This is a genomic window from Leeuwenhoekiella polynyae (assembly GCF_004104075.1).
Lineage (GTDB): Bacteria > Bacteroidota > Bacteroidia > Flavobacteriales > Flavobacteriaceae > Leeuwenhoekiella > Leeuwenhoekiella polynyae.
Window position 1 is genome coordinate 57683 of the sequence record NZ_QOVK01000016.1, and the last position, 14218, is coordinate 71900.

The 14218-nt window shown below is 37.4% G+C and carries 13 protein-coding genes; 9 read left to right on the forward strand and 4 right to left on the reverse strand.

The features are described 5' to 3' along the window. Position 1: 1 nt before the first annotated feature. The 3 genes from porG to DSM02_RS14810 all read right to left on the reverse strand — a co-directional run bounded on the left by porG (position 2) and on the right by DSM02_RS14810 (position 2360). Positions 2 to 694 carry a type IX secretion system protein PorG gene (gene porG / locus DSM02_RS14800; RefSeq protein ID WP_128766338.1) on the reverse strand — a complete coding sequence of 231 codons (693 nt, stop codon included), beginning with the start codon at positions 692 to 694 and terminating at the stop codon, positions 2 to 4. Positions 695 to 793: 99 nt separating this feature from the next. Further along, a complete protein-coding gene (locus DSM02_RS14805; RefSeq protein ID WP_128766339.1) occupies positions 794 to 1678 on the reverse strand; it encodes an NAD kinase in 885 nt (294 codons plus the stop codon). A gap of 19 nt (positions 1679 to 1697) precedes the next feature. Beyond that, complete coding sequence (locus DSM02_RS14810; protein WP_128766340.1) at positions 1698 to 2360, reverse strand: CBS domain-containing protein; 663 nt, start codon at positions 2358 to 2360, stop codon at positions 1698 to 1700. Between the two features lie 86 nt (positions 2361 to 2446). Between DSM02_RS14810 and DSM02_RS14815 the strand changes: the two genes are divergently transcribed. The 8 genes from DSM02_RS14815 to clpX all read left to right on the forward strand — a co-directional run bounded on the left by DSM02_RS14815 (position 2447) and on the right by clpX (position 11099). Further along, positions 2447 to 3160: a pyridoxine 5'-phosphate synthase gene (locus DSM02_RS14815; RefSeq protein WP_128766341.1), complete on the forward strand. Its 714-nt coding sequence runs from the start codon at positions 2447 to 2449 to the stop codon at positions 3158 to 3160. 1 nt (position 3161) lies between these two features. Continuing rightward, positions 3162 to 3932, forward strand: a complete 771-nt coding sequence (locus DSM02_RS14820) for an alpha/beta fold hydrolase (protein ID WP_128766342.1) — start codon at positions 3162 to 3164, stop codon at positions 3930 to 3932. A 270-nt stretch (positions 3933 to 4202) separates the two neighbouring features. Further along, the gene (locus tag DSM02_RS14825) at positions 4203 to 5465 is read left to right on the forward strand and encodes an OmpP1/FadL family transporter (RefSeq protein WP_128766343.1); all 1263 of its coding nucleotides are present in this window, start codon (positions 4203 to 4205) and stop codon (positions 5463 to 5465) included. Positions 5466 to 5479: 14 nt separating this feature from the next. Continuing rightward, positions 5480 to 6970, forward strand: a complete 1491-nt coding sequence (locus tag DSM02_RS14830) for an SGNH/GDSL hydrolase family protein (RefSeq protein WP_128766344.1) — start codon at positions 5480 to 5482, stop codon at positions 6968 to 6970. 235 nt (positions 6971 to 7205) lie between these two features. After that, positions 7206 to 7547, forward strand: a complete 342-nt coding sequence (locus DSM02_RS14835; protein WP_128766345.1) for a phage holin family protein — start codon at positions 7206 to 7208, stop codon at positions 7545 to 7547. Positions 7548 to 7642: 95 nt separating this feature from the next. After that, positions 7643 to 8965, forward strand: a complete 1323-nt coding sequence (gene tig, locus DSM02_RS14840) for a trigger factor (protein WP_128766346.1) — start codon at positions 7643 to 7645, stop codon at positions 8963 to 8965. A gap of 152 nt (positions 8966 to 9117) precedes the next feature. Further along, positions 9118 to 9792, forward strand: a complete 675-nt coding sequence (gene clpP, locus DSM02_RS14845) for an ATP-dependent Clp endopeptidase proteolytic subunit ClpP (RefSeq protein WP_128766347.1) — start codon at positions 9118 to 9120, stop codon at positions 9790 to 9792. Positions 9793 to 9866: 74 nt separating this feature from the next. Further along, on the forward strand, positions 9867 to 11099 hold the full coding sequence (gene clpX / locus DSM02_RS14850; protein ID WP_128766348.1) for an ATP-dependent Clp protease ATP-binding subunit ClpX: 1233 nt from the start codon (positions 9867 to 9869) through the stop codon (positions 11097 to 11099). 579 nt (positions 11100 to 11678) lie between these two features. Here the strand turns inward: clpX and DSM02_RS14855 are convergent. Next, positions 11679 to 13208, reverse strand: coding sequence for a GH3 auxin-responsive promoter family protein (locus DSM02_RS14855; protein ID WP_128766349.1), 1530 nt, complete (start codon positions 13206 to 13208; stop codon positions 11679 to 11681). Positions 13209 to 13398: 190 nt separating this feature from the next. On the opposite strand from DSM02_RS14855, the gene DSM02_RS14860 reads away from it, so the two are divergent. Then, a complete protein-coding gene (locus DSM02_RS14860; protein ID WP_128766350.1) occupies positions 13399 to 14196 on the forward strand; it encodes a DUF2797 domain-containing protein in 798 nt (265 codons plus the stop codon). Positions 14197 to 14218 lie beyond the last annotated feature (22 nt).

The following is a 14218-nucleotide window of genomic DNA, read 5'->3' on the forward strand; positions in this document are numbered from 1 at the left end:
ATTAAAAACCGCAATAACACGGTTGCCTGCCAAAGGTATAGGTTAAGGTTAAACCTGTAAACATATACCAGTCATTATTATTTATATTACCAAAATTGGCATAATTATTATCTTCAGTACCGGGATAGCTTCCATCTAAATTATCTGTAAATGTATAGCGTGCGCCCAGTTCTAATGCTAAAACAAAATTGGTATTCACCATTGCTTTAAACCCTATAACCATAGGTATTGCTAGGTCCCATTCTGAATCTGCACTTACGAGTGCATCTTGTACCGGATCAAGCGCAAAAGAATCGTGGTAAAAGTAAGTAAAACCCGTATATAAATAAGGAGTTGCAGGTTTATCAAAGCCTTGATGCATATCAAAATCCCAAAAGTTGTATTCTATTCCTAGCGAACCTTCAATTAGCGTGCTGCTGAATTCATAACCGCGCTGCTGTCTTCTGCTATCGTTGCTGTCTGTGTCTGAAGCATCAAGGTTAGCGAAAAGCACTGAAGCTCTAAAAGCGTGTCTTGCGCTGCGATTCCATTTTGCGATACCGCCAAATACAACAGAATTAGGAGCTATATAATTAGATTTACCTACATCACCTATAAAATTACTACCACCTGCATATACCCCAACCTCATAAGTTTGACTTATTCCAGTAACGGTAGCGAGCAAGGCAAATGTGAAGATTAGGAATATTCTCATAGGCTTTTAAAAGTTTGCAAATATAACAATATTGTTTAGCTGCTCATTATTAATAATGAAGCGTGTTTTTGGTAAACAAAATAACTGTGGATTTATTGTCTAGTTGCGCTTGTCTTCGCCCCAAAGTAATTTCTTGCGTAAGGTGGTTAAAAAAGTATCTTCTTCAAGCAAAACCAGCTTGATGTTGAAGTGAGCTTTTGTCAGTGTGATTTCGGTTTCTACCGGTAGTGTGGCAATGCGAGAGTCTAAAGAGACTAAATGATCTTCTTCTCTTCCGCTTACTTTGAGCTTTATTTCTGTAGAATCTGGTACTACAATAGGTCTCGCGTTTAAGTTATGTGGTGCGATAGGCGTTAAAATAAAACTGGAGGTTTTCGGCATAATTACCGGTCCGCCACAGCTTAGAGAGTAACCGGTTGAACCGGTAGGTGTAGAAATTATAAGTCCATCTGCCCAGTAATTGGTCAGGCGTTCTCCGTTAAGTGAAGTTTCTACAGAGATCATCGAAGTAGAGTTTTTTCTACTTACCGTAATTTCATTAAGGGCAAAATTGAGATCGTCAAAATTTTCATTAGGAGCCGAAGTCTTAATGCTTATAAGAGACCGCTCGGTAATGCTGTAATTATTTTTGAGTATTTCTTCAACAGAACTTACGAGTTTCTCTTTGTTTACAGTGGCTAAAAATCCTAATCGACCAGTGTTTATGCCAACTATAGGTATGTCGAGATCTCTGACGTAAGTAACGGTTTGAAGTATAGTGCCGTCACCACCAATGCTAAAAAATAGATCGTAGCTTTTGTCAAGTTCTTCAAAAGTGCTGAAATGCGAATAGGTTTTACTGATATCTTCGTTCTCGTGAATGAGTTTTAAGAAGTTTTCTTCAATAATAACTTCGACTCCTTTTTGATGAAGCAAGTCGAGTAATTGCTGAACATATTTCCCAGAATTTTCGTGATAAAATTGACCGTAGATCCCTACTTTCATACGTGTTGACTTTGCTATCTTAAATGTTGAGGTATTTGTCTAAATAGTGTGAGCGTTCTTGTAAATCTTTTATAAAAGCATCCTCCTGATGTTCTGAAACTATAACATAGCCATACCTTCTAAAAGCTTGAAGAATAGTATTGAAGCTTGTGTCTGCACCTATCTTTACTGAAATCTGCGCAACCTCATTTTTTATTTGTGAGATGAATGCGCCTAAAATTTTTCCATCATTAGACTCTACAATCTGGCAAACTTCGCTAAAGCTATAATCGTGTATACCATGCTCGATTACAATGATGCTTCCGTTTTCATTTAAAAAAGGAGTGTTGTTAAAATAGGTCATCACGTCTGCCAGCTCATAGTATCCTAAATAATTAGCGGTTTCTTCATCAAGAACCGGCATTAGATTCGCATTATTTTGAGCAAAAGCTTCAATGACATTAAGCCAATTCGTATCGGTACGCACAAAGAAAACTTCATACATGTGGCTATTGTCTGCAATGATCTCTTCAGAAGCGTGACAATGCACATCGCTCTCATTTAAACATCCTACATAGGTATTGTCTCTTAAAATAGGAACGTGAGAATATGTGGTTTGAGAAAAAAGTTCTTGCGCATCGCCCATGAGCAATTGCTCGTCAAGCGGATCAATGTCTTTTATGATGTAGTCAGTGATTTTCATAGCTTGTTTGATGCAATTTAATTAAAAAAGTAGGGGCAGAGCCTGTGTTACTTCGTATTTTTGCAGGCAAAGTTACAATTATTGAGATGACAAAATTAAGTGTAAATGTTAATAAGATCGCAACATTACGTAACGCCAGAGGTGGTAATGTTCCTGACTTGGTAAAAACAGTAAAAGATATAGAATCTTTTGGAGCGCAGGGAATTACCATTCATCCCAGGCCAGATGAGCGTCACATTCGCTATCAGGATGCACGGGATTTAAAAGCTATAGTTAAGACAGAATTAAACATAGAAGGGAATCCTGTAGAGAAGTTTATCAATCTGGTTTTAGAAGTGCAACCTGCTCAGGTTACTTTGGTGCCAGATTCTGTAGATGCAATTACTTCAAATGCGGGTTGGGATACGATTAAAAACCGGGCTTTTTTAAAAGAAGTTATTGCTGAATTTAAATCGAAAGGCATTCGTACTTCCATATTCGTAGATCCGGTAGCAGAAATGATAGAAGGTGCTAAAGAAACCGGTACAGATAGAATTGAATTATATACCGAAGCTTTTGCGGTAGGTTTTAAAGAGGGGCGTCCTAATGCTGTGAAGCCTTATGTTGAGGCTGCCCTTCTGGCTCAGGATCTTGATTTAGGGCTAAATGCTGGGCACGATTTGTCATTAGAGAATGTAAAGTTTTTTGCGGATAGTTTGCCCGGACTTTTAGAAGTTTCTATAGGTCATGCACTTATCGCCGAAGCACTTTATGACGGTCTGGAAAAAACAATACAGTCTTACTTAGAAGCTTTATCTTAATATGATTTTACACAGCAGCATTACAGGTTCTGGGAAGCCATTTCTAATTTTACATGGTTTCTTAGGGATGGGAGATAACTGGAAAACTTTAGCCAATCAATTCGCTGAATCTGGTTATGAGATGCATCTTGTAGATCAGCGCAATCACGGTCGCAGTTTTCACAGTGACACGTTTAATTATGAGGTTTTAGCTGATGACTTAAAAGCTTATTGTGATGAGCATGAGTTAACAGATGTTATTTTGTTAGGTCATTCCATGGGAGGTAAAACTGCAATGCTTTTTGCAATGCGCTACCCGGAGTTGCTAGAGAAACTCGTCATAGCTGATATTGCGCCTAAATATTATGCGCCACATCATCAGACTATTTTAGAAGGCTTAAATGCTTTGTCAGAAAATGAAGAAGCCAGAAAATCTCGCGGAGATGCTGATGCTTTTTTGGAAAAGTATATTGCAGATTGGGGTACGCGACAATTTTTATTGAAAAACCTATACTGGCAAAAAGATAAAACCCTTGCGCTACGTGTAAATCTCCCGGTGCTTACAAATAAAGTAGAAGCTATTGGTGAAGGGCTGCCAACTCAAACTGTTTACGAAGGGGAAACCCTGTTTTTAAACGGTCTCAAGTCTGATTACATAACTAAAGAAGACACAGCGTTAATACAGGCACATTTTCCCAATTCAGAGGTAATAGGTATTCCAGATGCAGGTCACTGGTTACACGCGGAGAATCCTAAAGATTTTTACGCGGAAGTAATGAAATTTCTAGGTTAATCTGCGGTTGTATCCGTTGAAAAGATATATTCGCTTCTTAAATAATATATAACTAAGAATAAAAAAATAGCTTAGTCAGCATTGTGGATTAATCGAATTAGTTGATTTGTAATCATAAAATCGATATAAATCTCACGGAGACTCAATAAATTTTTATAACATTGTTAGTGAAATTTATTATGCATGCACAACAAATAAGCTCTATTTTTGATGTATTCTTAAAAAATTCAACCTCAATTATTAAATTATAATTTTATTCCCTTTTAGAGTATGAAGAGAGTTTTAGTTACGTCTTTATTCTTATTAGCTTCTGCGATAACGTTTGCGGGAGGTTATAGAGTTGGACTTCAGGGACAACGAGCCCTGGCAATGGGACATACCGGTGTAGCTTATGTTAATAGTGCCGAACTGGCATTTTTTAACCCGGCCGGTTTAGTGTTTTTAGAAAATAAGATCAATGCTTCGGCAGGTGGTTTTGGCGTTTTTTCAAGTGTAGCTTGGCAAAATGAAGGAACAGGGCAATATGCTCAGACAGATAGTCCAATGAGTACACCCTTTTACTTATATGGTTCTTATGCATTAAATGAAAATCTAAGTCTAGGATTGGCGGTTTATACACCTTACGGAAGTACAGTGGAATGGCCAACAGATTGGGCAGGTTCACATTTAGTAAATAATATAGAGCTTGCTGCGATCTTTATTCAACCCTTAGTTTCTTTTAAAATCAGCGATAAGTTTAGTGTAGGTGGTGGGCCAATCTTCGTTACGGGTAATGTGAACTTCAATAGAAATGCTAATCGGTTTTTGACAGATCTTGAAGGCAATCGTTCTAATGTAACAATAGATGATAGTGGTGTTACAAACTGGGGATATTCAGTAGGAGCAATGTTCAAGGTGACTGAAGATTTTACTTTGGGTGCAAATTACCGTTCAGAAATTATTTTAGATTCTAAAGACGGTACTGCCACTTTTGCAAACTTCCCTAACGATAGTGGAGCGCCTATAACAGTAGGTACAACAACCATTCCTTCTAATGGAACAACAGGCTTTACAGCATCATTACCCCTGCCAGCGGAACTTACCGTTGGTGGATCTTATAGTAAAGACAAATGGGTGGTTAATTTTGATTACACCCGTACATTTTGGGATGTTTATGAAGATTTAGATATTGTATTTAGTAATGGTCAAGAATCTATAAATCCTCGTAATTATAAGAACTCTTCAATCTATAAAGTAGGGTTTGGGTATTCTGCGAGTGAGCGTATTATGTTGCGTGCTGGATATTATTTTGATGAATCTCCGGTTAGATCAGGATATTTCGCTCCAGAAACTCCACGTAACGACAGTAACGGGTTTACGGCAGGTTTGTCTTATGTGATTTCAGATAGTTTTGCAATAGATGCTTCTTTTCTATATGTAAGATTTAAAGAAATTAATGAGTCTTATGACTATGTAGATGATGGATCATCTTTTGGAGGGGCCTATAAATCAAGTGCATTTGTTCCTGGAATTGGGTTGACTTATAAACTTTAAAAAAGAGCTAGACGATGAAAAATTATATTAAATATATGGCTTTGTCAGCCGTGCTTTTAACTGCTTGTGAAGCTGAATTAGACAATCCTATTGAAGATGGTGGTGTGTATACCATTGGGGAAGCAGATTTCTCAAATTATATAGCGGTAGGTAACTCGCTGACTTCTGGTTATGCTGATGGGGCGTTGTATATAAGTGGCCAACAAAATAGTTTTCCTAAAATTTTAGCCGGACAGTTTGCTTTAGCTGGTGGGGGTGAGTTTACACAGCCCTTAGTTGATGATAACACAGGAGGTCTATTGGCAGGAGGTACTCAAATTCAACCGAATCGTTTTGTGTTAGCATTAGATGCTGATGGAAATCCGGAGCCTGTCCGTTTAGAAGGTACGGCTACTACAGATATTACTAACGTGCTTTCTGGACCTTTTAATAATATGGGGGTGCCTGGAGCTAAAAGTTTTCATTTGGTAGCACCGGGTTATGGAAATATTGCAGGTGTTGCAACGGGTGCTTCTAATCCTTATTTTGTGCGTTTCGCTTCGGCTACAGATGCAACAGTTATAAGGGATGCAGCAGCTCAAAATCCTACGTTCTTCTCGTTATGGATTGGTAATAACGATATTTTAAGTTTCGCGACAAGTGGAGGAACGGGTGTTGATCAGACCGGAAATTTGGATCCTTCGACGTATGGAGCTAATGATATCACAGACCCTAATGTCTTTGCAAGTGTTTACAATTCGGAAATTCAGGCATTAACGGCTTCTGCTACAGGTGGAGTTGTTTTCAATATACCCGATGTGACGTCAATTCCGTTTTTTACAACAGTACCATTTAATGCAATTCCTTTAGATGCAACTACGGCAGCTGGTGTTAATCAGGCTTATGCACAATACAATGGTGCATTAGCGCTCTATGCGACGGCAGGAGTTATAACTACTGAAGAACGTGATGCACGTACTATTAATTTTCAAGAAGGTCAAAATGCAGTAGTGATTGAAGACGAAACGCTTACTACATTGCCAAATCCTGCTGGTGGAACATTACCAAATATAAGACAGGCAACAGCAGCAGATTTGCTATTGCTTACAACTTCAAGTAAGTTAGGAACTTTAGCAGATCCTGGCAATCCAAGTTCTGTGATTGGAGTGGGAGTAGCTTTAGGGGATGCAGATGTTTTGATTCCAGAAGAGCAGACTCTAATAGCAACTGCACAGGCATCTTATAATGCAACAATTCAAGGTCTGGCACAAGCGAATGGTTTAGCTTTTGTTGATTCAAGAGCGATATTAAATCAGTTGGCAGATACAGGGATCTCCTTTGATGCGGGTACGTTGACTTCAACTTTTGCCACTGGTGGAGCATTTTCTTTAGACGGTGTGCATCCAACTCCTCGCGGATATGCATATTTAGCAAATCAAGCAATTGATGCTATTAATACAACATACGGTTCTACAATTCCTAAGGTTAATATTGGGAGTTATGGAACGGTAAATATCAGTAATTAAAAATCTTAAGTTTTCTTTATACAAATCGCTGCCACTTGCTGGTAGCGATTTTTTTATTTTTACTCGATAATCCAGATTTAAATGCTCCGAGACTTGTCTCCTTCTAAAATGTATTGTTCGGTAATGCTTCTCGGGCCTGCCTTTGTCGGCAGACAGGCATGCCGCGAAGTAGTTTACTAAGCTTTCAAAATTGGGGGAAGGAGCTTCAAAACCAATTTTTTAAAAATCTAGCCTTATGAAAACCTTAATCAAACTCTTGCTTACTGCCCTTGCAGTGATTTTATTGTGCTATTTACTTCCCGGTGCGACGGTAACTTCGTTTTTTACCGCCTTTATTGTAGCTATTGTTTTAGCGCTTTTACGATTGATAATAAAACCTATTTTGGTGATTCTTACATTGCCTATAACTATAGTAACCTTCGGTATTTTTCTATTGTTTATCAATGCGATAATTATATTGATGGCAGATTATTTTGTAGGTGGTTTTTCTGTAGATGGTATCTGGTGGGCCTTGATTTTTAGTTTATTACTTTCGCTGTTTCAGTCCGTCCTATTTGCACTTATAAAAGAAGAATAGAAGCTTGCTGAATTTCAAAGTATTATAAACTTTGCAGGGATTTAAAAAAGATGTACTTTTGCACTCCAAATTTTATAGGAAAATTCCACTAGAAGATGAATATTACACGAGAGAATATTGATGATTTAAATGCAGTAATCAAAGTAGATATTGCAAAAGACGACTATAGCGAGAAAGTGCAAAAAGTACTTAAAGATTATAGAAAGTCTGCAAACATTCCTGGTTTTAGAAAAGGTCACGTACCAATGGGACTTGTTCAAAAGCAGTATGGGAAAGCGGTTTTGGTAGATGAGGTAAATAAACTTTTACAAGACAGTTTACAGAAATATCTTACTGAAGAAAAACTTGATGTTTTAGGGAATCCACTTCCTAAAGATCAGGAAGACTTAAATTGGGATGCTGCTGATTATTCTTTCGAATTTGAATTAGGTCTGGCGCCTAAATTTGATGTTGATTTAAAGCCTAAAGAGGCTGTTACAAGCTACACCATTGTAGTTGATGATAAATTGGTAGATAACCAGATTACTACTATTCAAAAGCAGTACGGTAAAATTACCAACAAGCAAGAAGTAGAAAAAGATGATGAGGTTTCTGGTAGCTTTGTAAATGAAGAAGCAGCGTTTGATAAGAAAACTACTTTTGAAGTAGCAAAACTTAAAGGTAAAGCAAACAATGCTGCATTTGTAGGAGCCAAAGTTGGCGATACGGTTACGGTTTCAACTAAAGGTCTTTTTAAGGAAGCTGGAGATTACAGATCGTTCTTAGGTCTTTCTGAAGAAGAAGCTAAAGAAAAAAACCTTGAAGTATCTTTTACAATAGAAGAAGTTAATCATAGAGAACCTGCAGATTTAGACCAGGATCTTTTTGATAAATTATATGGTCCCGGAGTAATCAGTTCTGTGACTGAACTTAAAGATAAGATTAAAGAAGAAGGTGAAGGTCAATTCAAGCAACAGAGCGATCAGCAATTGCTTAATGATGTAACCGAAAAATTGATCGAGAATACAAAATTTGATCTTCCTGCAGAATTTTTAAAGAAATGGATTCAGCGCAGCGGAGAAAAAGAATTGACTGCTGAAGAAGCTGCTGAAGAATACGAGCGTTCTGAAAAAGGATTGCGCTACCAGTTGATTGAAGGTAAAATCATCGCAGATAATGAATTGCAAATCACTTTTGAAGAGATTAAAGCATACGCTAAAGAAATGATCAAGGGACAAATGGCTCAGTTTGGTCAAAATGATCCTAAAGACGAAGAGTTAGAAGGTATCGCAGCACGTATCTTGAGCAACCAGGACGAAGTTAAAAGATTGTCTGAGCAATTGATGAATACAAAATTGCTTGATTTCTTTAAAGAAAATGTAAAATTAAAAGAGAAAGAAGTGACTTTTGACGAGTTTGTCAAAGAAGTTTACAACTAGTAATTCTCTAAATTATATAGTATCTTTAAGGCGTTTTAACCGAGAGTTAAAACGCCTTTTTACTTAAAAATCATCAAGGTGTTTTTTACACCTTTTTTATTGAAATTGTATTTTAGGGTAAAGACAACTCTAAAGAATTTGAAAAAAATACTATGAACTACGCAGACGAATTTAAAAAATACGCGATTAAAGATCAGGGTGTTAATAGCATGTACTACGATAAAATTATGAGTAGCATGTATCCTGTAGGTTTAACGCCAAATATTATTGAAGAACGCCAGATGAACGCCGTTGCAATGGACGTGTTTTCACGTTTAATGATGGATCGTATTATCTTTCTTGGAACGGGTATTAACGATCAGGTGGCAAACATCGTACAGGCACAATTGCTGTTTTTAGAAAGTACAGATGCTTCAAAAGATATTCAGATTTACATCAACTCTCCGGGAGGTAGCGTGTATGCCGGTTTAGGTATTTACGATACCATGCAGTTCATCAAGCCAGATGTAGCAACTATTTGTACGGGTATGGCTGCATCTATGGGTGCCGTACTGCTATGTGCAGGTGCAAAAGGGAAACGTAGTGGTTTAACACACTCTCGCGTGATGATTCACCAGCCTTTAGGAGGTGCTCAGGGACAAGCAAGTGATATAGAGATCACAGCACGTGAGATCCTTACTTTAAAAGAAGAGCTGTACAAAATTATAGCAAAACATTCTGGGCAGACTTACGATAAAGTTTATGAAGATAGTGATCGTGACTACTGGATGAAAGCTGACAAAGCTTTAGAATATGGAATGATTGACGAAATTCTTGCAAGAGAATAGTCTAGACAGCTTTAAAGTTGTTGAATAAAGAGATTTTGAATGCGGAAGTATTCAAAATGAAAATAGAATGAATTATGGCGAAAGAAGAATTAGAATGTTCCTTTTGCGGCAGGAAAAAGCCGGAAACTAGTTTGCTTATTGCAGGGCTGGATGCACATATTTGTGATCGTTGTATTGAGCAGGCTCATGGTATTGTGCTTGAAGAAGCAAAAGACATCAATAAAAATGGTTTAGACAGTGACCTTACTCTGAAGAAACCTAAAGAAATAAAAGATTTCTTAGACGAGTATATCATTGGGCAAGATTTTACCAAGAAGGTAATGGCTGTAGCGGTTTATAATCACTACAAGCGTTTGCTTCAGCCGGAATCTGATGATGATATTGAGATTCAGAAAAGTAATATCGTTATGGTAGGGCAGACTGGTACGGGTAAAACTTTAATGGCAAAGACTATTGCGCGTATGCTTAATGTTCCGCTAGCAATTGTAGATGCTACTGTTCTTACCGAAGCCGGTTATGTGGGTGAAGATGTAGAGAGTATTCTTACACGTTTATTACAAGCAGCAGATTACAATCTGGAGAAAGCTGAGCGTGGAATTGTGTTTATTGATGAGATCGATAAAATTGCTCGTAAAGGGGATAATCCTTCAATCACTCGTGATGTGAGCGGAGAAGGTGTTCAGCAGGCTTTATTAAAGCTTCTTGAGGGGACTACTGTAAACGTTCCGCCAAAGGGTGGGCGTAAGCATCCCGATCAAAAGTTTATAGAGGTCAATACTGAGCATATTTTGTTTATCGCCGGTGGAGCTTTTGACGGTATAGAGCGCGTGATCAGCAAGCGATTAAATATGCAGGCTGTAGGTTTTAGCGCTAGTATGAGCGATGAGCATATAGAGCGTGATAATTTGCTTAAATATATCATTCCAAAAGACTTAAAAGATTTTGGCTTGATTCCTGAAATCATAGGTCGCTTACCGGTTCTTACACATATGGATCCTCTTGATAAAGAGACGTTACGAGCTATCTTAACGCAGCCTAAAAATGCGATTATAAAACAATATGAGAAGTTGTTTGAGATGGATGATATCGAATTTGAGATCACTTCACCCGCTCTGGATTATATTGTAGAAAAAGCGATAGAATATAAATTAGGAGCTCGTGGATTGCGCTCGCTATGTGAAGCAATTTTTACAGATGCGATGTTTGATCTACCGAGTTCAGATTTAAGTTCATTCAAAGTAGATAAAGAATATGCACAGTTTAAGTTGGAAAAATCAACTATTAAAAAGCTAAAAGCAGTTTCTTAATATCAATTCGTTAGATAAAAAATAAAATCGTCTTGCCGCTTGGTAAGGCGATTTTTTGTTACAGGTTGTTATATTATTGCAGAGAAAAGCTGTAGACATTCAATCTTTTGCTCAAAGAATTTGTAGTACTACTAAAAATATCCTGTTTTTTTATTTTGATAAGAAAGAGCTACTTCGTCGTGTTTTGAATTTAAACCTTCACCTAAATTTAAAAGATTGCTATAATATTCAACTAGCGAAAAAACCTGAAACAAATCAAAACCGCCGTAACCACCTTTGATGTTTGAGATAAAAACAATTTGCTCTTGTCGCTGTTAGTGTAGGAAGATTGTCATCTGAAGCCGTGTTTATTTCAGGGCTAAGATTAACGATGTTACTCAGGTTGTAATTTTTTAAGAGGGGTGCTTTGGGCTGGCAACAACCCTGTATTTAGAGTTGTTGCCAGAATCAAAGCTATTAACTTCGAGTGAAAGTATTATGAGTTGTGATTTGTTATTGTCAATTTAGGGTAGGAGGAGTATTTAGGCTAATTTTTTAGCTAAAGCGAGTTTAAAATTCGTTGAAAAGAAAACCTTAAATTTAACTTTCTGTATAACAGTTATTTAAAGTAAGCAGTTCTTCAACAAGTTCTCTACTGTTGCTAAGGCGAGGTACTTTATGTTGTCCGCCCAGCTTGTTTTTTGATTTTAACCAGTCGTAAAATAGATTGGTACGTGCATAGTGAATCGTTGGTGGATTTAGAGTCATATTATTTTTTCGCTTAGCTTCATAATCACTGTTGATCTCTTGAAGTGCTTTGTCAAACAGTCTGTCAAATTCTTCTTTATCTGCAGGAAGCTCTTTAAATTCTATAAACCACTCATGTGCCCCTTTTTCTTTACCATGCATAAAAATAGGGGCTGCGGTATAGTCTACAATCTCAGAATTTGTAAGTGCAGTAGCTTTTTTAAGTGCTTGTTCTGCATTCTCTATAATCAACTCTTCACCAAAGGCATTGATGTGATGCTTCGTTCTGCCACTTACACGAATACGATATGGATTTGTAGATGTAAACCGAACAGTGTCGCCTACCCGATAACGCCACAAACCAGAATTTGTAGTGATAACAATCGCATAGTTTTTCCCTTTTTCAACTTCACAAAGCGGAATGATTTTTTGATCGGGTTGTCCGTAAGAATTCATCGGGATGAACTCGTAAAAAATACCATAATCCAGCATCAATAAAAGGTCACTCGATCCGTTTTTGTCTTGAATCGCAAAGAAGCCTTCTGAGGCATTATAGATCTCGTAATACTTAAAGTTGTGTCTGGGTAAAATTTTTCGATATTGATCGCGATACGGTTCAAAGCTCACACCGCCATGAAAGTATACTTCCAGATTGGGCCAGATTTCAAATAAATGATCTTTACCGGTGGTCTCAAGCGTGTTGTTTAATAAAACCAACATCCAGGAGGGAACGCCGGCAAGACTCGTAACTTTTTCTTGTATGGTTTCTTGAACAATCGCTTGCATTTTGACTTCCCAGTCACTCATTAAAGAGACTTCATTACCCGGAGTACTGCTAAATTCTGCCCAAAAAGGCATATTGTCTATCAGGATCGCAGATAGATCTCCATAAGAAGTACCGTTGCTTTCATATAAGCGTTTGCTGCCGCCCAGGCGTAAACTTTTGCCTGTGAATAATTGAGAATCAGGATTGTTGTTCAAATAGGTGCAGAGTAAATCTTTACTGGCTGCATAATGACAGTCTTCTAAAGATTCCGGACTAACCGGAATGTATTTACTCTTTGCATTTGTAGTACCGCTACTTTGTGCAAAGAGTTTTACGGGTGAAGGCCAGAAGATGTTGTTCTCACCGCGTCTTGCGCGTTCTATAAGATCGTGAGAAGCTTCATAATTGGTAATCGGTACTTGCTCTGCAAAATCTTTATAACTGCGAATGTCTTTAAAGCCATATTTTTTACCGATCTCGGTATTTTTAGCTTTTTGAACCAATTTTAGAAGCAGTTCATTTTGAACATCGTGAGGATATTTTAGAAACAATTCCATCTGATGAATTCTCTTTTTAAGAAACCAGCTGGCAATAGAATTGACTAAAGGTATCGGCATTTTGTTAGTATATTTGAGTGCTAATTTAGGTGGATTATTTCAAAATCAATCTATTTTTCTCAGGCAGTTTGATCTCAATGATTTTGCGTTTTTGAGAAAAACCTAAGACTAAAAAATTTCATTTTCAACAAAAAATCAGGTCTAAAAATACCGTTTTTTTAACTGAAACAATTCAATAGCTTTCAATTTTATGCAATACCAAGGCGTACTTACAAAAATGCAAACCGAACTTGATAACCCTATTCAATATTATCTGGTTTTTGAGAACGATTTTATTCACGTAAATCAGTTACTCGATAAAGAAATACGTATTGAATTTTTAAAATATCAGTGTCTGGCTTGCGGAAAAAATAAGAAGATTTACCGTCAGGGTTTTTGTTATGACGATTTTTATAAAGTGCCGCAGGCAGCAGATTGGATTATGCGTCCGGAACTTAGTAAAGCACATCTAGATGAAGAAGATCGCGATCTGGAATATGAGAAAAGGGTACAGTTGCAACCGCATATTGTATACCTCGCTAATTCGAGTAATGTAAAAGTAGGAGTGACGCGTAAAACGCAAGTGCCTACCCGATGGATAGATCAGGGGGCCCATGAGGCGATAGAAATTGTTGAAGTGCCTAACCGCTACCTTGCAGGTATTACTGAAGTCGCGCTTAAAGAGCATATAGCCGATAAAACGAATTGGCGTAAAATGTTAAAAAATGAGATTGAAGATGAAGATCTGGTTGCGCAACGCGATGCGCTCAAGCAATACATCCCAGAAGAAGCACTAGAGTATTATATAGCGAGTAATTCTGAAACCAATATTGAATTTCCGGTATTGCAGTATCCTACAAAATTAAAAAGCCTTAACCTGGAAAAAACACCAGAATACCAAGGAATGCTTAAAGGTATAAAAGGTCAATATTTGCTATTTGAGGATGGTACGGTTTTTAACGTACGCAATTCTGAAGGCTATGTAGTAAGTATTACTGTAGGTGCTTAGATTTCCCGTAATTTTCTTAAAT